11 protein-coding genes are annotated in these 22,294 nt (G+C 70.2%); 6 read left to right on the top strand and 5 right to left on the bottom strand.

Annotated features, from left to right (window positions below; genetic code table 11):
• The coding region (locus tag ACYVD1_RS31705; protein WP_460778152.1) for an SDR family NAD(P)-dependent oxidoreductase at window positions 1-5,556 on the top strand (5,556 nt) is incomplete at its 5' end.
• Window positions 5,557-5,585: 29 nt separating this feature from the next.
• Window positions 5,586-6,398 carry an alpha/beta fold hydrolase gene (locus tag ACYVD1_RS31700; protein ID WP_460778151.1) on the top strand — a complete coding sequence of 271 codons (813 nt, stop codon included), beginning with the start codon at window positions 5,586-5,588 and terminating at the stop codon, window positions 6,396-6,398.
• Between the two features lie 21 nt (window positions 6,399-6,419).
• Here ACYVD1_RS31700 and ACYVD1_RS31695 read toward each other — a convergent pair whose 3' ends face one another.
• From ACYVD1_RS31695 to ACYVD1_RS31680, 4 genes are all read right to left on the bottom strand, one after another.
• The gene (locus ACYVD1_RS31695; protein ID WP_460778150.1) at window positions 6,420-7,223 is read right to left on the bottom strand and encodes an HAD-IIA family hydrolase; all 804 of its coding nucleotides are present in this window, start codon (window positions 7,221-7,223) and stop codon (window positions 6,420-6,422) included.
• Between the two features lie 105 nt (window positions 7,224-7,328).
• A complete protein-coding gene (locus tag ACYVD1_RS31690) occupies window positions 7,329-9,104 on the bottom strand; it encodes an ABC transporter permease (protein WP_460778149.1) in 1,776 nt (591 codons plus the stop codon).
• Window positions 9,101-10,435: an ABC transporter ATP-binding protein gene (locus ACYVD1_RS31685; RefSeq protein ID WP_460778148.1), complete on the bottom strand. Its 1,335-nt coding sequence runs from the start codon at window positions 10,433-10,435 to the stop codon at window positions 9,101-9,103. The genes ACYVD1_RS31690 and ACYVD1_RS31685 overlap by 4 nt, the downstream gene beginning before the upstream one ends.
• Window positions 10,436-10,583: 148 nt before the next feature.
• Window positions 10,584-11,597, bottom strand: coding sequence for an ABC transporter substrate-binding protein (locus ACYVD1_RS31680; RefSeq protein WP_460778147.1), 1,014 nt, complete (start codon window positions 11,595-11,597; stop codon window positions 10,584-10,586).
• 372 nt (window positions 11,598-11,969) lie between these two features.
• On the opposite strand from ACYVD1_RS31680, the gene ACYVD1_RS31675 reads away from it, so the two are divergent.
• The 3 genes from ACYVD1_RS31675 to ACYVD1_RS31665 all read left to right on the top strand — a co-directional run bounded on the left by ACYVD1_RS31675 (window position 11,970) and on the right by ACYVD1_RS31665 (window position 18,382).
• Window positions 11,970-12,755: a DeoR/GlpR family DNA-binding transcription regulator gene (locus tag ACYVD1_RS31675; RefSeq protein WP_460778146.1), complete on the top strand. Its 786-nt coding sequence runs from the start codon at window positions 11,970-11,972 to the stop codon at window positions 12,753-12,755.
• A 151-nt stretch (window positions 12,756-12,906) separates the two neighbouring features.
• Window positions 12,907-16,947 carry an ATP-dependent RNA helicase HrpA gene (hrpA, locus tag ACYVD1_RS31670; protein WP_460778145.1) on the top strand — a complete coding sequence of 1,347 codons (4,041 nt, stop codon included), beginning with the start codon at window positions 12,907-12,909 and terminating at the stop codon, window positions 16,945-16,947.
• Window positions 16,948-17,149: 202 nt separating this feature from the next.
• Complete coding sequence (locus tag ACYVD1_RS31665) at window positions 17,150-18,382, top strand: lactonase family protein (RefSeq protein ID WP_460778144.1); 1,233 nt, start codon at window positions 17,150-17,152, stop codon at window positions 18,380-18,382.
• Between the two features lie 177 nt (window positions 18,383-18,559).
• On the opposite strand, the gene ACYVD1_RS31660 is transcribed toward ACYVD1_RS31665, so the two are convergent.
• Complete coding sequence (locus ACYVD1_RS31660) at window positions 18,560-20,002, bottom strand: MFS transporter (protein ID WP_460778143.1); 1,443 nt, start codon at window positions 20,000-20,002, stop codon at window positions 18,560-18,562.
• A 943-nt stretch (window positions 20,003-20,945) separates the two neighbouring features.
• On the opposite strand from ACYVD1_RS31660, the gene ACYVD1_RS31655 reads away from it, so the two are divergent.
• Window positions 20,946-22,294: HNH endonuclease signature motif containing protein (locus ACYVD1_RS31655; RefSeq protein ID WP_460778142.1), on the top strand; the 1,349-nt coding region annotated here is incomplete at its 3' end.

Here is a 22,294-nt window from a genome sequence, read left to right as displayed (position 1 = left end):
ATGCCGGTGGCGGACGGCGCGCCGTCCGCCACCGGCATCGCTCGCGCCCTGGCCACCACACGCGGCCGTTTCGCGCGGCGGGCGGCCGTCGTCGGCGCCGACCCCGGGGCCTTCGCCAACCGGTTGCGCGCCCTGTCCCAAGGCGAGGCCGCGGTGGGGTTGGTCACCGGCGAGGTCCACCGGGTCGGACGCGCCGAGAAACCGGTCTTCGTGTTCCCCGGCCAAGGCGGTCAGTGGGCGGGCATGGCAAAGGGCCTCATGCAGGACTCCCCAGTCTTCGCCGAGTCCGTGACCGAGTGCGAACGGGCCCTGGACCCCCTCGTCGACTGGTCGCTGTCGGCGGTCCTCCGGGAGGAACCCGGATCCCCGCCCTTCATGGGGGCGGGCGCGTCCGCGGACGTCCTGCAACCGGCCCTGTGGGCGGTCCTGGTGTCCCTTGCCCGGCTGTGGCGCGCCGCGGGCGTCGAACCCTCCGCCGTCGTCGGTCACTCCCAGGGCGAAGTGGCCGCCGCCTGTGTGGCCGGCGTCCTTTCCCTGGAGGACGGGGCGCGGGTGGTCGTCACCCGTAGTCGGGCGCTGGGCAAGGTCGCGGGGGAGGGCGGCATGGCCGTGGTCGGGCTGGGCGCTGCCGAGGTCGCCGGCCTGATCGAAGACCGGGAGGGCCGACTCGTTCTCGTCGGCGCGAATGGTCCGGAGGCCAGTACGGTCTCCGGCACCGCCGAAGCCGTCGACGCCTTCGTGGCAGCCCGCGAGAAGGAAGGAACCTTTGTACGGCGGATCCCGGTCGACTACGCCTCGCACTGTTTCCTCATGGACCGGGTCGAGGAGGAGGTGCGGGCCGGTCTGGTCGACCTCCGTCCCGGCCCGGGCACCGTACCGTTCCACTCCACCGTCGCACCTTCGCCCTCATGGGAACCGGGGCACGAGCCACCGACGGTGCCGGTGGACGGGTCCTCACTCGACGCCGACTATTGGTACCGGAACCTGCGCCACGGCGTGCTCCTCGAACCGGTCACCCGCCGACTGGCCTCCGCAGGCCACGCGTTCGTCGAGGTCGGAGCGCACCCGGTACTGTCGGTCCCACTGCGGCAGACCCTTGAGGCCGCCGGCATCGCAGACCGCCCCGTGATACACACCCTCCGCCGGGACGAGAACACCGGCGACCGTTTCCTGACGGCGCTGGCCGAAGCGCACTGCCAAGGGATCTCCGTCGACTGGGTACGGGTCCTGGGCCCCGGTGGCGACGACGTCGAACTGCCGACCTACCCCTTCCAACGCCGCCGGTACTGGATGGACGAGCCCGAGTTCGCCGGTGACCCCTCGTCGGTCGGACTCACGCCCGACGACCACCCCCTGCTCGGTGCCTGGACGCCGATCGGCGGGACCGGCCAGACCCTCTTCACCGGCCGACTCGACACCACCCGCGCACCATGGTTGGCTGAACACAAGGTCTCCGGCCGGGTGATCCTGCCCGGCACCGCCACCCTGGAACTGCTCCTGAACGTCGGCCGGGTCTGCGAGCGTCCCGAGATCGCCGAACTCACCCTGAGAGCCCCCCTGGAGATCGACCCCGAAGGCCCGGGAGTCTCCTTCCAGGTCATCGTCGAGGCCCCCGACTCGCGGGGGACACGCACGTTCCGTCTCCTGTCGTCCTCGGCGGACGGGCAGCACTGGACCTCGCACGCCGAGGGACGCCTGGCCCCAGCAGACCGGTCGCCCGCGCCGCCCTCCGTGCCGCCGCCCCCGGGCGTCACCGAACTCGCGACGGACGACACCTACGCGCTCTTGGAGGCCCGAGGCCTCGAATACGGCCCCGGCTTCCAAGGCCTGAGCTCGGTCCGGACCGACGGCCCACGCACGTGGGCGGAGGCCGGGCCGGACACGCTGCCCTCCGACTCTGAGGCGATGACCGGACCGCACCCTGTCCTGCTCGACGCGGGACTCCAGTCACTGCTCCTGCGTGAAGCGGACACAGACGGGGCGCCTCGCCTCCTGATGCCCTTCGCCTGGAGCGGGGTACGACTGCACCGTTCCCGAACCCCGGAACGGGTCCGGGTGCAGCTCACCCGGACCGGAGACGACACCTACGCGGTTCTGGTCACCGATCCTGCGGGCGTGCCGGTTCTGAGCATAGATTCCCTCTCCGTCCGGGAGGCCGCCCCGGAGACCGGAGCGGACCAGGACGCGCTCTTCCACCAGGAGTGGGAGGAGATCGCCGCTCGCGGCACGGCCATGGTGCCCGACCCTGGGACCTGGGCGGGCTTGGGCGCCGTGCCTGGGATCGAACGCCGACCGGAGGAGGGCAACGAGGCGCCCGCCGTGATCGTGCTCGCGCCAGAGGGCTCCGGGGGCGCGGACCCCGAACACGCCCTCGAACGGTTGTCCGGTGTGCTGACCGCTCTGCGGGAGCGGGTCGAAGACGACCGGTACGCCGCCACCCGGTTCGTCGTGCTCACCCGGGGTGCCGTACACCTGGCGGGGGACACGGATCTGCCCATCGACCCGTCCGGCGCGGCACTGTGGGGGCTCATCGCCTCCGCCGAGACCGAGAACCCCGGCCGTTTCCTGCTGCTGGACACCGACTGGAACGACCCCGAACGGGTCGACACCGGGCTGGTCGCCGCGGCGCTGCGCACGGAGGAACCGCGGGTGGCCGCCCGCGGCGGGCGTCTGCGCGTCCCGCGCCTGGCCCGAAGCCGTTCAGGAGCGGACGGCGGTACTGCTCCGCCCGCCCGCGACCCCAACTGGCGCCTGGACGCAGACGGTCACGGAATCCTCGGCGGACTCGCCTACGTCCCCGTGCCCGAACGCCCGCTCGCGCCCCACGAGGTGCGGGTCGCGGTCCGCGCCGCGGGGCTGAACTTCCGCGACGTCCTGATGACCGTGGGTATGTACCCCGACCCCGGCGACATCGGCAATGAGGGCTCCGGTGTGGTGCTGGAGACCGGGGACGGTGCCGAAGGCCTGCGACCCGGCGACAGGGTGATGGGTCTCTTCCCGGGTGCCTTCGGCCCGGTCGCGGTAGCCGACCACAGGTACCTGGCCAAGGTCCCCGAGGCTTGGGGCCACGCGGAGGCGGCAGCCGTCCCCGCGGCGTACTTGACCGCCTACCTCGCCCTGGTGGAAGAGGCCGGCCTGAGCGCCGGTGAGACCGTGCTCGTACATTCGGCTGCCGGAGGGGTGGGCCAGGCGGCACTCGGCCTGGCCCGGCACCTGGGAGCCCGGGTGCTTGCCACGGCCAGTCCCGAGAAATGGGACGTGCTCCGCGAGGCCGGGCTGGACGGGGCCGAGATCGCGCACTCGCGTGAGCTCGGTTTCGAGGAGCACTTCCGCGCGGCCACCGGTACCGTGGACGTGGTCCTCAACTCCCTTACCGGGGACGCGATCTCCGCGTCCCTGCGGCTGCTTCGCCCGGGCGGCCGGTTCGTGGAGCTTGGCCGCAATGAGCTTCTGGGGGAGGACGACATCCCCGAACACGTCGCGTACCGGGCCTTCAACGTTCTGGCGTCGGGCCCGGAGCCGGTTCGGAGGGCCTTCGCCGCGCTCCTGCCGCTCCTCGCGGACGGCACCCTGCCACGCGGTCCACTCACCCGGTACCCGATCGAGGAGGCTCCGGAGGCGTTCCAGGTCATGCAGCGCGGCCACAACGTCGGCAAGGCGGTACTGGAGCTGTCCACCCGCTTCCGCCCCGGTGGAACGGTCCTGATCACCGGGGCCACGGGTCGTCTCGGAAGCCTGGTTGCCCGCCACTTGGTCGTACGGCACGGCGTGGACGACCTTCTCCTCCTCGGCCGCCAGGGTTCCGATGCTCCCGGAGCCACCGAACTCGTCGCCGAACTGACCGCCCTCGGTGCCCGTGCGCGGATCGAGGCGTGCGACGTCACCGATACGGACCGACTGCGGGCGCTCCTGGCTGAAGTCCCCGTCTCGGCAGTCGTGCACGCCGCCGGACTGATCGACGACTCCACCTTCACCGGCCTGACCACGGACACCATCGACCGGGTGATGGACCCCAAAGCCGTCGGCGCTTGGAACCTGCACCGCCTCACCGCCCACCTCGACCTGGACGCGTTCGTCATGTTCTCCTCGGCGGCGGGGGTGTTCGGCAGCGCCGGCCAAGCGGCCTACTCCGCCGCCAACGCCTACTTGGACGCACTCGCGGTGCACCGCCGGGAACAGGGCCTGCCTGCCCAGTCCCTGGCTTGGGGGCGCTGGCTGGTGGAGACCCGGGAGTTCGCTGAGGTGGACGACGTCTCCGCGAACAGGATGGCCCGGACCTGGGGTGTACGGGGGATCGGCGACGCGGAGGGGTGCGCACTCCTGGACGCGTCCATGGCTGTGGACCGCGCCCAGCTGGTGCCCTCAGCGATCGACCTGGCGGGGCTGCGCACCCGAGCGGTCACGCAAAGGTCCGTGCCCACGTTGATGCGCGGTCTGGTGCGCGTCCCCGAACGCGCGGCCCGGGAGGCCGACCCTGTGGGCTCGGTGCCGTCCGGCGCCGAACGCCGGGAGCTCCTCACCCGGCTGGTGCGCGAACGGGCGGCGGAGATCCTGGGCTACCAGGAGTATGGAGCCCAGCAGGGGTTTCCGGAGTCCGGGTTCGACTCGCTGACCGCCGTGGAACTGCGCAACCACCTGCAGGCGCTCACCGGACTTCGCATGCCCGCCACCCTGGTGTTCCAGTACGGCACGCCGCTGGTTCTGGCGGAGTACCTGGACCGGGAGATGGGCGAGTCCGGAGCGGCGCCGAGCGGTGGTACCACCGACAGCTTGGTCGGGCTCTTCCTCGACGCCTGTGTCGCAGACCGCCCCAAGGAGGCCGTCGATCTGGCCTTCGCCGCTTCACGTGCACGCCCGGTCTTCACCGGCGTCTCGCACTCCTCCGCCACCGTCCTGTCCACGGGACCGGAGGAACCCGTCCTGATCTGTCACCCGTCGCTGGTCATGACCTCCGGGCCGCACGAGTTCTCCCGGTTCGCCGGCCGATGGCAGGGGCGCCGCGGGGTCTACGTGCTCTCCGCTCCGGGATACCTGGAGGGCGAGGAACTTCCAGCGGACCTGGATACTTTCGTGCGGGATCAGGCCGACCAGGTCCTCGCCGCAGCCGACGGCCGTCCGTTCATCCTGATCGGGCGCTCCTCCGGTGGTTGGACGGCCCACGCTGTCGCCGAGGAGCTCACCACCAGGGGGACCCCGCCCGAGAAGGCCGTCCTGCTCGACACCGTCGTGCCCGGAGACGACGAACTCCTGCCCATGGTCACGGAGTTCGTTACCGAGCGGGCCGGCGAGTTCGAGCTCCTGGACACCGCCAGGCTGACAGCGATGGGCGCATACCTCGACCTGTTCTCCACGTGGCGGCCGTCGCAGTGGCGGGGACAGACGGTGCAGGTGCGGCCGACCGAAGCCGTGGTCACCGCGGCGGGAGCCAAACTCGGTCTGGACTGGAGTTGGCCGACCGCGCACGACCGGGTCGGGGTTCCGGGCGACCACTTCACCATGCTGGAAGAATACGCTCCGCGGACCGCCGAGGCGGTAGACCGGATTATCTCCGAGTAGGCCCGAGCGCAAGAGCGTAGGAGAGACCCATGGCACATTCGCACCCGTCGACGCCCTCGCGGTGGATCCGCCGTGAGGGCACGGACCTGCGCGTCCTGGACACCGGAGGGGCGGGACCGCCGGTCCTGCTCCTGCACGGCCTGGCCGGGAGCGCGCGCGAGCTCCTGCCCACGGCGAGGGCCTTGGCGCCCCGCTTCCGCGTGTTGGTGGTGGACCAGCGCGGGCACGGCCACAGCACCGCGCACCCCCGGGAGGTCACCCGCGAGGCCTTCGTGGCCGACACCGCCGCGGTGATCGAGGAGCTGGCCGAGGGCCCCGCACACCTGGTGGGCCAGTCCATGGGCGCGCACACCGCCTTCCTCACCGCGGCGGCCCGCCCGGACCTGGTGGACCGGCTGGTGATGCTGGAGGGCCACGCACAGGGCGGCAGTACGGACGATGCGGCCCGGCTCGGGGACTTCTTCCGGTCCTGGCCCACGCCTTTCCTGAACGCCGAGGACGCCCGCGCCTTTCTGGGGGAGCGTCCGGTCACCGAGGCCTGGGTGACCGATCTCGAGGAGACCGCTGAGGGTCTGAGCCCGCGCTTCGACCCCGAGGTGATGGAGGGGGTGCTGCGCGCAGTATGCGACCCCCGCTGGTCCGAGTGGGAGAGCCTGGCGGTGCCCACTCTCGCGGTCTTCGCCGAGAACGGGATGTTCACCGGAGAGCAGCGCGACGCCTTGATCGCCCGCCGCCCCGCCACCCACCGCGTGGACCTCCCCGGCGCCTCCCACGACGCCCACCTCGACGCCTTCGACCCGTGGATCCGCACCCTGAAGGAGTGGCTCACCCGACCGCTGTGACCGCTGGAACCCCGGCCCCGCCTAGTCTCCGGGGCCTTCGGGATACTCCGCCAGGAACCAGTCCGTGAACTCGGCGAGGTCGGCGCACACCCGGTCCGGGCGCCACGGGCTCTCCGCGGCCTGCTCCCGCGTGGCCACCCCGCTGAGGAGTAGCGCCGAGGACAGGCCCGCCTCGTTGGCCATCCGGACGTCGGTGTTGACCCGGTCCCCGACCATCCAGCACCGCTCCGGGGGCAGGCCCAGCTTCGCCGTGGCCGAGCGGGCCATCGTCACGGAGGGTTTGCCCACCACGGCGTCTACCTCCCTGCCCAGCGCCGCCTCCAAGGCGGCGATCTGCGCCCCGCAGTCGGGCAGCTCGCCCTCCTCCACCGGGCAGGTGGCGTCCGGGTTGGTGGCGGCGACGTAGGCGCCCCTGCGTGCGGCTTGGAACGCGGCGTTGAACGCGGAGTAGTGCAGGTCCCGGTCCCACCCCATCGCCACCGCGTCCGCCCGGTCCCACCGCGTGGTCGTGGACAGGCCCGCGGCCGCCAGCTCATCGTGCAGCGGCGCCTCACCGACGACCAGGACCCGCTGGTCCGGGCCGAACCGCTGCACCAGGTGCTGGGCCAGGACCTCGTTGACCGTCACGAGTTCGTCCAAGGCGGCGGGGATCCCCATCGCGGTGAGTTTCTCGACGTAGTCCTTGGGACGGGCGACGGACTTGTTGGTGGCGAACACGGTCCGGTGGCCGGCCGCGCGCAGCCGGGCCAGGGCGGAGTCGGCGCCCGGGATGAGGTGTTCTCCCAGATAGACGGTGCCGTCCAGGTCGACGATGAGGCCGGGCATTGCACTGCCCCCTGTTCCATAACAACACTGTGTTCCACGTGCGACGTGCCGCCCGCCTGCGGTGCGGGCGGCACGTCGTCGTCCGCGGTGGGTACTGGAAGCCGGTCAGTACAGCGACTTGCGACTGAACCGGTAGGCGATCTGCTGCAAGCTGATCACGATCACCAGCAGGATCACCGTCATCGCCGCTGCCGGGTAGCGCTCGCCCCGCAGCAGGTTGTCGAAGATGTCCCGGCTCATCGGCTCCCAGCCGGACGGAGCGATCAGCACGGTGACGCTGGTTTCCTTCAGCACCGTGACGAACACGAGGATGCCTCCGGCGAACAGCGCGGGTCGCAGCAACGGCAGCACCGTCGTCATCACGGCGGTGATGCGGTTGGCCCCCAGGCTGCGCGCCGCCTCCTCGACATCGGTCCCGATCGCCTGCATGGCGCCGACCGTCGGACGCAGCATGTAGGGCAGCCGCCGGATCGCGTAGGCGATGACCAGGAGCCCGGCTGTTCCGTACAGCGCCAGGGGCTGGGAGTTGAACGTCTGGATCAGCGCCAGCGCCAGCGCGATACCGGGCACGATCAGCGGCATCGTCGCCAGGAAGTCCAGTCCGGCCGCGCGGTGGCGGACCGTGTAGTAGGCGACGGTCGCCGCCACGAACAGCGCGATCAGCAGCGCGCCTCCCGCCAGGGTGAGGCTGTTGGCGATCACGCCCCAGGACCGGTCGAGCACGCGCTCGTAGTGTGCGGTGGTCCAGGCGTCCGGCAGCAGCGAGCCGCGCCAGGTCGTGGCGAAGGACAGCGCCAGAACGGACAGCAGGGCCAGGGCCGGGATCAGGGTGAAGGCCATGGTGAACACCGACAGGCTGATGCACAGGCCGCGGTGGCGGACCAGCGGGGCCTGGTGCCCGCGCGCGGTGAGCGTGCCGTAGTCGCGCCCGCGCAGCACGAGGCGCTGCAGCGCGAAGAACAGCGCCACGACCACGACCATGACCATGACCAGTACGGAGCCCGCCGCCCAGTTGAAGAAGCCGGCGATCTCGCGGTAGGCCTGCACCACGATCAGGTTCAGCCCGTCGATACCGAGGATGATCGCGGCACCGAAGTCACTGAAGGTCACCGCGAAGATCAGCAGCAGCGCCGACAGCAGCGACGGCAGCGCCAGCGGGAGCGTCACGGTGAAGAACGTGGTCAGCGAACGCGCGCCGAGGCTGGCCGACGCCTCCTCCACCTGTGCGTTGCTGATCCGGAACGCCGCGACCATCGGCCACAGCGCGAACGGGAACAGGAAGAACAGCAGGACGAGGACGAGCCCGGTCATGGAGTACGGGTTGATGAGCTGGCCCTCGCCGCCCATCGCCTGCCAGGTGGTGGTGACCCACCCGGCCTGGCCGAACATGGTGATGAAGCCGCCCGCGGCCGCGAACGTGGGAACCACCATCGGGATCGTGCACAGAACGCCGAGCGTGCGCTTGAACGGCATCGCGGTGCGGGCGAAACCGTAGGCGATCGGCGTGCACAGCACCATGGCCAGCAGCGAGACGCCCAGTGCCAGCAGCAGGCTGTTGCGCAACGCCTCCATGTTGCGCGCCGAACCCACGACGTCGATGAAGGTGGCGAGGGAGGCCCCGCCGAGGTCGGAGATGTTCTGGGCCCGGATCTCGGGGTCCACGATCGAGCCGAAGATGTTCACGGTCTCGCCGGTGAACGCCACGACCGCCATGGACAGCAGCGGGATGATCAGGAAGAGCGTGAAGAAGCCCAGCACCAGGACCCGGAAGAACGCCAGCAGGTCCACGTGGAACGAGCGCTGCCGCCGTCTTCTGCCCGTCGGCGGCGACCCCGGTTTGGACTCCCGACCCTCGGGGGGATCGGCCACGGCCGTGCTCACGAGGAAACCTCCTCAACCAGGGTGATTCGGTTCGGTTCGATGGCCACCTGTACCGGAGTACCGACGTCCAGCAGCGCGTCGGCGCCCCGGAAGGTGTCGGTGACCTCGATGAGCTGGCTGGCGACCGGGCCGTCCGCTGCTGCCAGCGCATCAGCGTCCAGCGCCTCGGCTTCGTCCAGCGCCTCGGTGCCCGTGGTCTTGTCGTCCGGGTCCTCGTCGTCCTGGGCCGCGTCTTCGGCGGCCGCTGCGCCCGGGGCCTTGTTCCCCGTGGGCTCCGCTGGCACGACCGAAGCGCCGCCGGCCGCGCCGATGTCCACGGTGTAGGAGATGTTGGGGCCGAGGTAGGTGAGATCGGCGATGGTGCCGGGGAACGTGTTCTCGGCGTTCTGGTTGGGGTCTGTCGCCGCCTGCACCGACAGCGCTTCGGGGCGCATGAGCAGCCGCACCTTTTCGCCGACGGCGGCCTCGGAGGCGGGGATGCGAATGTTCCGGCCGCCCAGCACCACTTCGGTGCGGGTGTCGTCGGAGCGCTCCACAGTGGTGTCCACGAGGTTGGAGGAGCCCACGAAGCGGGCGGCCCAGGCCGAATTGGGCCGGGCGTAGAGGGCGGTGGGTGTGTCCACCTGCTCCAGGCGGCCGTCGCGCATCAGGGCGATGCGGTCGGCCATGCCCATGGCCTCTTCCTGGTCATGAGTCACGAAGATCGTCGTGATGCCGACCTCGCGCTGGATCTCGCGGATCGTGCTGCGCATCTGGATGCGCAGGTTCTTGTCCAGATTGGACAGCGGCTCGTCCATCAGCAGCACGGCCGGGCGCCGCACCAGTGCGCGGGCCAGCGCGACACGCTGCTGCTGGCCGCCGGATAGCTGGCTCACCTGGCGCCGGTCGTAGCCGGTCAGCCCGACCTGTTCCAGCGCCTCGTTCACCTGTCGGCGGATGTCGGCGGACGAGCGGGCGGCGCGCTTGCTGAACAGGCCGGCGAACGCCCGGACCTTCCCCTTGTACAGGTCCCGCATCAACAGGCCGTAGGCCACGTTCTGGAACACGTCGTAGTGGGGGAACAGCGCGTAGCTCTGGAACACCATGCCGGTGTCGCGCTTGTGGGGCGGAACGTCGTTGATGAGCCGGTCCCCGACCCAGATCTCACCCTGGGTGGGGCGTTCGAATCCGGCCACGCAGCGCATGGTCGTGGTCTTGCCGCAACCTGAAGGACCCAGGAGGGCGAAGAACTCGCCCTCCTCGATCTCCAGGTTCACGTCGTCGACCGCGACGGTCGCGTTGGCTCCCGAACCGAAGCTCTTAGACAGGTTCCGCAGGCTGACGGCTACCATCGTTTACCTTCCTGGCTGCTGCTGAGGCGGGGTGGTTCCCGCAGAGGCGGTGCCGGCCGCGGGGCCCGACCATTCGGTCGGGCCCCGCGGCCGACACCGGTGGCGCCGAATCGGTCAGCCCCCGCGGGGCGTGTCCGCGGGACACGCCCTAGCCGATCCGTTCGTTCCATTCGTCGCGGGCGTCGTCGTAGTTGTCGACCACCCAGTCCACGTCCAGGTCCTGGGCGTGGTCCTCGACCTGGTCCAGCGTGATCGGGGTGCGGGACTCCACCTCGTCGTCCAGCGGGATGTGGAACCAGTCCGCGCGGATCTGCTGGCCCTCGGTGGACAGCATCCAGTCGATGAACTCCTCGGCACCTTCGGGGTTGGGGCCGTCGGTGACCATGGCGACCGGGTTGACCAGGACCGGGGTCTCCTCGGGGATGTGGAAGTCCACCGATTCCCCGCGGTCCTCGTGCTGGTAGGCCATGAAGTCGTAGCCCACCGCGATGTTGGCCTCCCCGGTGGTCACGGCCTCGGTCGGCGCGCCGCCGGAGTCGGGGATGGCGGTGGCGTGGTCGGCCAGGGTCTCCAGGTACTCCCAGCCCTCTTCCTCACCCATCTCCATGAGCTGGCTGAGGACCAGGAGGGTGGCGGTTCCGGAGGCGGCCGGGTTGGGGAACTGCAGCTCGCCCGCCCAGCGGTCGTCGGCCAGGTCCGCCCAGGTCTGGGGCAGCTCGTCCTCGGAGACCTCGTCGGGGTTGTAGGCCAGGCCCAGCACGAACAGCTCGGCGCCGGTCCAGCCCCAGTCCTCCTCCCGCAGCGCGATGTCGCCCTGCATCGCGTCCATGTCCTCGACGGTGGTGGGGGTGTAGGGCTCGATGATGCCCTGGTCCAGGGCGTTCTCGAACGGCATCCAGCCACCGCCGCCGTACCAGAGGTCGCCCTGGGGGTTGTCGGACTCGGCGATCATCTGGTTCACGAGCTCGTTGGTGCCGGAGTAGTTCACCTCCACCGTGTAGTCGTGCTCCTCCATGAACGCGTCGGCCATTTCCTGGGTCATGTCCGGCGTTTCGGGGGAGTAGAAGCTGATCACCTCGGTGTCTCCGCCGAATCCGCCGCAGCCCGTGCTGACCAGTACCACCGCTCCGCAGGCGGCTGTCAACCGCAAGCCCTTGTTCATCTGCGCTCCTCTCTTACGGCCCGGATGGCGGGTGCGGCCGCTTTCCGGACCATCCGGGCACTCACGCGATCGCGCGGATGCCCATGGCACCCCGAACGGGACAGGCGCTGTTCAGCCAGCGGATAGGAACTTGGGTCGCATGCCGGCACAGCGTGCCTTCTGGATAGGAAGCCCGGTTCGCTACCTGTTCGGTTGTGTTCGGATTTCGGACCATAGGCAGGTATCCCTGGTTGCGTCAAGGGTTAAAGGTGCGGAAACATACATTCGCGTACCCTTTCGTTCATTAGCGAAAGTGTGATGAGTTCATGTCGGTCGTGTTACCCGGACGTGCGGGTGGCCGCCACCGGACGACTCGGGCAGAGAGGACTGTCGATGACGCGCGAGGCCATACCCGCCGAGCGGCGCAAGCGGATCCTGGACCGGCTGCGGGAGAACGGAGCGGTCCGTGTCTCGGTGTTGAGCAACGAACTGGCGGTTTCCGACGTCACGATCCGCCGGGATCTGGCCCTGCTGGAATCCGAAGGCACCCTGGAGCGCACCCATGGTGGCGGGATCATCACGCAGAGATTGAACAGTGAGCCCGAGTACTCCGATAAGGACCAGCGCCAGCGCGAGGGCAAGGAACGCATCGGTTACCTCGCGGCCACCATCGCCGAGGCCGGCGAAACGGTGTTCGTCAACAGCGGTTCCACCAACCGCCACGTGTTAAGGAGCCTGGCCGAACGCGCTGACCTGCGGGTCATCACCAGCAACGCGGCCGCTCTCGCCCATTCCTGGTCGGACAACGAACTCATCGTGGTGGGCGGCGCGTACCGCGCGCAGTCCAATTCCCTCGTGGGCCCCTTGGCCAACCAGCACATCCGACAAATGCACGCGGACCATGCTTTTCTGGGTGTGGACGGGATCAGCCCCGTGAGCGGCCTGAGCACCCCTTCCCCGTGGGAGGGGGAGATCGCCCGCCTGATGATCGAACAGACCCGGGGCTCGGTCGTGGTCGTCGCCGACCGCACCAAACTCGGCGTGATCGCCGACTTCGCCACCGCGCCGCTGTCAGCGGTGGACCTTCTGATCACCGACGAGGAACCACCGGAGGATTTCGCCGCGTCACTGGTGAACAGCGGAGTAGCCCTACTGGTGGCGGGCCCCGACACCCGCTGATGCCCCAGGAGCCCGACTCTCCCTGACCGCCGGAACAAACCCCGGCCCCACGAGCGTTGGACCGAGGGTGTGCCCGGGGCCGTCCCTGCCCCGCAAGCCCTGCCCGCCCGCCGGGAAAACCGGTTGCCCGCCCTCATAACCTTGAGTACTGATGAGCACCACCACGCCCGCGCCCGCCGCGGACCAACTCCGTTCCCGGTTGCGCGACCTCATGCCTGCCGACCGGCACCGGCTCCGTCGGCGTATCGACGGCCTCGCCAAGATCCGTGACGAGCGCCGCCGCGCCTCGGTCACCACCCAGATCGCCGGGGACATCGACCGCGCCGAACTCCGCGTGGGCCTGCGGCGCGAGGCGGTCCCAGAGCTGCACTACCCGGAAGAGCTGCCGGTCAGCGCCCGGCGCGACGACATCGCCGAGGCCATCCGGGACAACCAGGTCGTCATCGTCGCCGGTGAGACCGGCTCGGGCAAGACCACCCAGCTCCCCAAGATCTGCCTGGAACTGGGGCGCGGGGTCATGGGCACGGTCGGCCACACCCAGCCCCGCCGCCTGGCCGCCCGCACGGTGGCCGAGCGCATCGCCGACGAGATCGGCACCCCCATGGGCGAGACGGTCGGCTACAAGGTCCGGTTCACGGACTCCTCGAACGAGAGCACGCTCGTCAAGCTGATGACCGACGGCATCCTGCTCGCCGAGATCCAGCACGACCGCATGCTGCGCCAGTACGACACGCTCATCATCGACGAGGCCCACGAGCGCAGCCTCAACGTCGACTTCCTGCTCGGCTACCTCAAGCAGCTCCTGCCCAAGCGGCCGGACCTGAAGGTCATCATCACCTCGGCGACCATCGACCCCGAGCGGTTCTCCCGCCACTTCGACGACGCACCCATCGTCGAGGTCTCCGGGCGCACCTACCCGGTGGAGGTCCGCTACCGGCCCGTCTCGGACGACATCCTCGACCCTGAGGAGCAGAGCCGCGGCCGAAGGCCGTCGTTTGAGGGTGGTGGCGGGCCGACGGGTGGGCAGAGTCCCGGCCCGGGAACCGACAAGGACCAGACCCAGGCGATCCTCGACGCCGTCGACGAGCTCTCCGGTGAGGACCCCGGCGACGTCCTGGTGTTCCTCAGCGGGGAACGGGAGATCCGGGACACCGCGGAAGCCCTGGAGAAGAAGAAGCTCCGCGGCACCGAGGTCCTGCCCCTCTACGCCCGCCTGTCCGTGGCCGAGCAGAAACGCGTGTGGTCCCGGCACGGCGGCCGCCGTATCGTCCTCGCCACCAACGTCGCCGAAACGTCGCTCACGGTGCCCGGCATCAAGTACGTGATCGACCCCGGCACCGCCCGCATCTCCCGGTACTCCCACCGGACGAAGGTGCAGCGCCTGCCCATCGAGGCGGTGTCGCAGGCCTCCGCGAACCAGCGCAAGGGCCGCTGCGGCCGCGTGTCCGAGGGCATCTGTATCCGCCTGTACTCCGAGGAGGACTTCCTCTCCCGCCCGGAGTACACGGACCCCGAGATCCTGCGCACCAACCTCGCCTCCGTCATCCTCCAGATGGCCTCCCTGGGCCTGGGCGACGTCGCCGCCTTCCCGTTCGTGGACGGCCCCGACCACCGGCAGATCAAGGACGGCGTCAACCTCCTCTCGGAGCTCGGCGCCCTCCAGCCCGAGACGCACCGGACCAAGACCAGCAAGCCCGCCGAAGGCCAGAAGGATTCGCGCCAGCGCCGCCTCACCCCCGTCGGTCGCCGCCTGGCCCAGCTGCCCGTCGACCCGCGCCTGGGCCGCATGGTCCTGGAGGCCGAGAAGCGCGACTGCCTGGCCGAGGTCCTGGTGATCACCTCGGCGCTGTCCATCCAGGACCCGCGCGAGCGACCCACCGAGAAGCAGCAGCAGGCGCAGCAGGCGCACGCCCGGTTCACCGACAAGGAGTCGGACTTCCTGGCGTTCCTCAACCTGTGGAACCACCTGCGCGACAAGCAGCGGGAGCTCTCCGGCAACCAGTTCCGCCGGATGTGCCGCGAGGAGTTCCTCAACTACCTGCGCGTACGCGAGTGGCAGGACATCCACGGCCAGCTCAAGCAGGTCCTGCGCACCATGGACGTCGAGGTGCCGCCGCTCCGCGAGGAGGCCGCCGACCCGCGCGACGTGCACAAGTCGCTCCTGTCCGGGCTGCTCTCGCACGTGGGCCTCAAGGACCCGGACAAGCACGAGTACCTGGGCGGCCGCGGGGCGCGGTTCGCGATCTTCCCCGGGTCCGCGCTGTTCAAGAAGCAGCCCCGCTACGTGATGGTCGCCGAGCTGGTCGAGACCTCCAAGCTCTGGGGCCGCATGGTCGCCAAGATCGAACCGGAGTGGGCCGAGGAGCTCGGCGCCGGCATCGTCAAGCGCAGCTACAGCGAACCGCACTGGGAGCGCAAGCGCGGCGCCGTCATGGCCTTCGAGCGGGTCACCCTCTACGGGGTGCCCATCGTGGTGCAGCGCAAGGTGTCGTACGGCAGCATCGACCCCGAGCTCTCCCGAGAGCTGTTCATCCGCCGCGCGCTGGTCGAGGGTGACTGGGAGACCCGACACCAGTTCTTCCACGACAACCGCAAGCTCCTGGACGAGGTCGAGGACCTGGAGCACCGGGCCCGCCGCCGCGACATCGTCGTGGACGACAACACCCTGTTCGACTTCTACGACGGCAGGGTCGCCGACTCCGCCGTCTCCGCCGCGCACTTCGACTCCTGGTGGAAGAAGGCGCGCCGCACCGAGCCGACGCTCCTCGACTTCACCCGCGAGGAGCTCATCAACGACGGTGTGGACGCGATCAGCGAAGACGACTACCCGGACGTGTGGCGCCAGGGCGCGTTCGTCTTCCCGCTCACCTACCAGTTCGAGCCGGGCAGCGACTCCGACGGCGTCACCGCGCACGTCCCGGTGAAGTTCCTCAACCAGATCGAGAACACCGGCTTCGACTGGCAGATCCCCGGCCTGCGCGACGAGCTCATCACCGCGATGATCCGTTCGCTGCCCAAGCCGCTGCGCCGCAACTTCGTACCCGTGCCGGACAACGCGGCCCGGGCGCGCGGTGGCCTGACCCCGTACGAGGGCCCGCTCACCGAGGCCCTGGCCGCCGAGCTCTCGGTGATGGCCGGGGACCGCGTCCCGCCGACCGAGTTCCAACTGGACCGGGTTCCCGACCATCTGCGCATCACCTTCCGGGCCGTGGACGACCGCAAGCGGACCCTCGCCGAGTCCAAGGACCTGGAACAGCTGCGCGCCAAGCTCAAGCCCCGGCTGCGCGAGGCGATCGCCACCGAGGCCAAGGGCGTGGAGAAGAAGGGGATCACCTCCTGGGACTTCGGCCCGCTGGAGCAGACCCTGGAGCGCAAGGCCCTCGGCCCCAAGGTCAAGGGCTACCCCGCGCTGGTGGACGATGGCGAGAGCGTCGCCATCCGCATCTTCGACACCCGGCCCGAACAGCGCTCCGCGATGCGCGCGGGCGTCCGGCGCCTGCTCATGCTTACCGTCCCCTCCCCGGCGACGGCGGTCAGCAAGGGCCTGAACAACCCGGACAAGCTCGCCCTGGCCGACAACCCGCACGGCTCCATCAAGAAGATGCTGGCCGACGCCGAGACCGCTGCCGTCGACCACCTACTCGCCCGCGAGGGCGGCCCGGTGTGGAACGCCGAGGACTTCGCCAAGCTCGCCGACCGGGTCCGCGCCGATCTGGGGGACACCCTCGCGGAGACCCTGGACCGGACCGCCCGCGTCCTCGTGCTGTGGCGCAAGGTCTCCAAGAAGGTCAAGGGCACCACGTCGCTGGCGGTCCTGCCGTCCCTCAACGACGTCCAGGGCCAGCTGGGCGACCTGGTTTCGGACGGTTTCATCACCCGTACGGGCCTGTCCCGCCTGGACGACCTGCACCGCTATCTGCGCGGTATCGAGTACCGGCTGAACAAGCTCCCGGACAACCCGCGCCGCGACCAGGTCAACCTGTCCAAGGTCGAACAGATGCGCCAGGCCGTCACCAAGCTCAGGGGAGTGCTGCCCGCGGGCCGCGGCGGCGATCCGGACGTGGTCGAGCTGCGCTGGATGCTGGAGGAGTACCGGGTGAGCCTCTTCGCGCAGGAGCTCGGCACGGCTTACCCGGTCTCGGACAAGCGCATCATGAAGGCCCTCGAAGCCGTCAAGCAGGCCGGAAAGTGAGTTAGCCGCCGCCCGGCCGCCTGCCCTTCAACCCCGTGATCTTGCTACTGGTAGCAAGTTCGGCGCCGATTTCGCCCCTGGTAGCAAGATCACGCGGGTCGTGGCGGGGCGTGGGCACACCTTCCCCGGCTGGTCCGGGAGCGATAGCATGCGCAGGGTGGTATAGACCACACTTGCGGCTACGAGGGAAGCGAGGTGCCCGGTGGGCGTCCCGGACGGTTCGGCGGACAAACGGTGGCGGCTCCTGCTCGTGGGGACCTACACCCCCGACTCCGAGCCGCCGGGGGAGGGGCAGGGCATCCACCGGGTCTGGTTCGACCCCGAGACCGGCGAGATGCGCGCCGACGGCGTCGCCGCCCGCACCACCGGCCCCTCGTTCCTGGCCTTCCGCGCCGAACCGCCCACGGTGTACGCGGTCAACGAGCGGGCCAAGGGCACACTCACCGCTTTCCGGGCGGACGGGAAGGCCGAACTCACCGAACTCGGCTCCGTGCCCACCGGCGGCGGCTCTCCCTGCCACGTGCGCTACCTGGGACCCGAACAGGTGGCCGTGACCAACTACGCCAACGGCGTGGTCACCTTCGTGCCCACCCGGGACGACGGCACGCCCACCGCCCCGGACCGCGAACTCGCCCACCGCGGACGCGGACCTGTCACCGAACGGCAGGACGGGCCGCACGCGCACAGCACCGCGGTCGTCCTGGACTCGCACGAACCCCGCCTCCGCTACCTGCTCGCCGCCGACCTCGGCACCGACGAGCTGCGCGTCTACCACTACGCCACGCCCCTGAGCCCGGAGAACGAGGGGCCCGCCCCCGCTTCGGAGGAGGGCCTGCTCGGCACCGTCGCCCTGCCCGCGGGTACCGGGCCGCGGCACCTGGCGGTCAACGGCGGCTACGTCTACGTCGCCGGAGAACTCGACTCCCGCGTGCACATCGTGCGCTGGAACCCCCGCAAGGGCACCGGGGAGCACCTCGGCTCCCTCCCCGCCCTCGGCGCGCACAAGGCGGCGGTCACCGAGGCCAACCACCCGGGCGAGATCACCCTGCACCGGCTCAAGGTGGAGGGCCGTGAGATCGCCGACGGCGACGCCCTGCCGATGACCAACACCTACGAGGGGCGCGTGTACGTGTCCAACCGCGGCGCGGACTCGATCTCGACCTTCGCGGTGCGCGACGAGGGCGCCCGCCTGGAGCACCTCGCCGACACCCCCGTGGGTGCCTGGCCCCGCCACTTCACCGTGGTCCGGGGCCACAACGGCCAGCCCGACCACCTGGTCGCCGCCGCCCAGAACGGCGGCGAGTTGATGTCGCTGCTCATCGACCCGGACACCGGAATCCCCGCCGACACCGGTCACCGCCTGGACGTCCCGGCCCCCGTCTGCGTGCTCCCGGTGCCCATCAAGCGCATCCAACGCGCCGAGGCGGCCCGGTAGCGGTCAACGGTCATCAGACCCCCGGGTAGGTCCTTGGCCCGCTACCCGGTGGTCATCGGGTGGTCCACAGGCTGGACAGGTCCAGGTGGCGCGCGGGAGGTCGGTGTGGTCTCTTAGCTGTAAGGGGGAGCTCATGCTCCGCCAACCCAGCGCTGCCCGAACTCCCCGTCCAGCCCCTTACCGTCCCCGCTCGACCCCTGGCGTGTGTTCGGGGAGCATCCGCACGCTCACCAGCGCGCCTGCCAGCAGCACCAGCACCCCGGCCAGCACCACGCCCATCGAACCCCCACCGCTCGCTGCCGCGTACAGCCCGCCGAGCAGGGCGCTTCCCACGGCACCCGCCAGGTGCTGGGCGTTGTTCACGAGCCCCGACGCCGACCCGGCCAGCCCTTCCGGCACTTCGGCCAGGCCGAGCCCCAGCACCGGGGCGACCACGAGCCCCATGCCCGCCCCGGCCACCAGCAGCCCCGGAACCAGTGCCCACGGACTCGGGTCACCGCCGACCAGCGCCCAGGGCACCGGCCCACCGTCGGCCATCGCCCACGGCCCCGATCCGCCGCCGACCAGCGCCACCGCCAGCGCCCCCATGCCCACGAGCATCAGCAGCAGCCCCGAGGCCAGCACCCGCCGTCCGAACCTCGGCACCAGCCACCTCGACGCCGGTCCGGACACCGCCGGGATGCCCAGCATCCACGGCAGCACCACGAGTGCCACGGTCACTGCGCTCCACCCCAACTGGCCCTGGAGGTACAGGGTGAGGGTCAGGAACAAACCGAACACCGCCGCGTACACGAACCCGGTCACGGCCAGCGCCCCTCGCAGCCCTCGAAACCCGAATAGCACCGGGTCCATCACCACGGCCGCACCCGCCCTCGAGCGCCGTCGCTGCCGGAGCACCAGCGCACCCAGCGTCGGCACCGCGCCCGCCAGGCAGGCCAGCGCCCACACGGGCCACCCGGCGCCCGGCCCCCACAGCAGCGGGGCGACGAGCAGGGTCAGCCCGCCCGCCAACGAGGCGGTACCCGGCAGGTCCAGGTCCCGGACCGACCCGGTCCGCTGACCGCCGGGCACCACGAGCAGTCCCAGCAGAACCAGCGCCCCCAAGGGAACGTTGATCGCGAACACCGCGCGCCAGCCCCAGCCGAACAGGTCGGCCGCGGTGATCAGGGCGCCCAGTATGGGTCCGGCCAGCGTCGCGGTGCCCGCCACCGCGGCGAACAGCCCCAGCGCCCGGCCGCGCTCCTCGGCCGGGTACAGGATCTGGATGATAGCGAGCACCTGCGGGACCAGGACCGCGCTGGCCACCCCCTGCAGGGCCCGCGCCGCGACCAGCCACCCCGCGGTGGGAGCGGTAGCGCACAGCACCGAGGTCAGGACGAACCCGGCCATGCCCAGCCCCAACAGGAGCCGGTGCCCGAACACGTCGCCGAGCCGTCCGCCGGTGACCAGCAGGACGGCGAGGGCGAGGGTGTAGGCGGAGGCGATTGCGGCGGCCGTCGCATCGGCCGCACCCAGATCGCGTTGGATGACGGGAAGGACGATGTTGACCACCGCCCCGTCGGTCAGGTCCGTGGCCGCGGCCAGGATGACGACGAACAGCGCGAGAGAGCGCCGGTCCATGGTGTTCACCTTCCGAGAGAGTCCTCATCGAAAGGGGGTGGCGACGGCCACCCGTCGTTCAACGAAACCCGATCCCGGAAGGTTCCCGGCCGGAGTCACCGAATCAGGGTCGGCCAACTGTGGTGCTGGTGCAGGCGCGGGTGGGGTGTGGATGCGGGTGTGGGGTCAACTGCGAGACGGCATTGCTTGTGGGCCGGTCGGGTGTTCCGCTGTCGGGCAGGCCCTGTTATCCACAGCCGGTCGGCCCTCGGGTTGTCGCGGGCCCGTTCTGGCGCGCATGCTCGATAACCGGGGGAGCTTTCGTCCCCGCTCGCGTCCGTGTGCCCGAGTCCCGGCCCTGGTGGGCGAGGGTTTCCCGGCCACGGTGGGTGGGGGTTTGCTGTTGGGTGCGGGTGGTTCTCCCCCTTTTCCTGGCCGCTTGATGGTGGCCGTCTCCGCTGCGCGCCTCAAGGTCGTCGCCATCGAGCGCTTCGCGCGTCAGTGGCGCTCCACCTTGACCCGCTTCGCTGCGACGGCGGGTGGGCGGCTATCAGGAACGGGGGAGGTGTGGGCAGGGGCCCGACGGCACGGCCTTCGGCCGGGCCTAACGGCACAAGCACGGCCTGGCGGCCGTCAGCTGCCACTCCGCTGGCGCTTTGACGCCTGGTGGTGTCGCGGCCGGTCATGCTCTGCTGCGAACCCTGGTCGGCCTGGCGGCCGTCAGCGGCCACTCCGCCGGAGCGTTGACGCCTGGTGGTGTCGCGGCCGGTCCATGTGCGCGGCGAAAAGCACCACCGAAAACACAGAAAAACCTGGAATTCCAGGAGCGGATAAACACCGCACCAGGTGGCCTGAAATAGGAGACTCGAAGAAAGTCAGGGGGCACCCCTGACGAAAGTCAGGTATTCTCACCGTACCGCCGGTAACACTCCCTTTTCCTGGTTGTTTCGTTTATAATAGAAGAATGGCGATCTCTCCTGAAGCACCCACCACCACCGGGCACACCCCGGTGGATACCGCGGTGGCCGCTGCCCGGGACGAGACCACCGCGTTCTTCGACCGCGACGTACCCCTGGGGGCGGCGGGCGAGGTGCTGGACCAAGCCACCCGGGTCTGGGAACACCTCGACCAGATCAAAGTCAGTATGGCCGCCCGGCTGGCCCAGCTCGAGGCCACCGGCCAGCTGTTGGAACAGGGCGGACAGAAGAACCTGCACGACTGGATACGCCACGCCTTCGGCATTCCTGCCGCCCAGGCCAACGACCTGACCCTGATCGGGCGGGCCCAATTCCGCCAGGACATGGCCCCCACCCTTCAGGCGTTGCACTCCGGGGTGCTGTCGGTGGGTGAGGCCGCCGCCGTCATCAAGGGCGCCGAGGCCGGGGTGGAGAAAAGGCAGAAGGGCGACCACCCCGATGCGGAGCTGTTCCGCGCAAAAATGGAATGCGGCATCCTGGACTTCAAAGAGTCGCGCCCCAACATGTCGGTGGGCCAGATCACCCGTTTCGCCCACCAGCTGTGCCTGAGCCTGAACCCGGGCAAGGCGGAGAAAGACCACGAGGCCGCCCACGCCGCCCGGGGCGCCCAGCTGGTCACCACCTTCGACCGCACGTTCCTCTTCCAGGTGTGGGGCTCGCCCGCCGATGCCCTGAAGGTCCAGGTCGCGTTGGACAACTATCAGGTGCCCTTCCACCCCGAGGACGGGCTGTCCAAGTACGAGCGCACCTATGACGTGCTGATGGCCGCGTTGGGGTTCGCCCAGTCCCACCAGGGGTGCCAGACCCCGAGCACGGCGACGGCGTTGATCAACATCACCGTGCCCGCCACGTCCCTGGCTGGCAACGAGGAAGCCGAAGACGCGGGTCCGGCCACCACCGACACCGGTCAGGTCGTCCCGATCTCGGTGGTGCGTGAGTTGATCGGTCAGAGTTGGGTGCGCCGCCTGGTGGTGGAGCAGAAGAACGGGCAGGTGTTGGATGTGGGCCGCTCGTGCCGGTTGGCTCCGCCCAAGATCCGGGCGGCGGCCTTCCACGGCCACACCAGCTGTGCTTGGCAGCACGGGTGCGATGTGCCCCTGCCCTGGACGCAGGCTGATCACATCGTGGAGTTCTGGCAGGGCGGCACCACCAGCGCCGCTAACATCCAACCCCTGTGCGCGACCCACAACCAGATCAAGCACCGGTGGGCGGTGCGCACCGACCGCCGGATGTGGTCGGTGCGCACCGCCCACCGGATGTGGTCGGGCCGCAACCGAGGCCGCACCGGAAACCGGGATGGCGATGGGGACACGGATACGGGTGGGGATGGGGACCC

The sequence above is a fragment of the Nocardiopsis nanhaiensis genome (assembly GCF_054778635.1).
The sequence above is the reverse complement of the archived record's forward strand: the minus strand, read 5'-3'. Positions and strand labels throughout refer to the sequence as shown.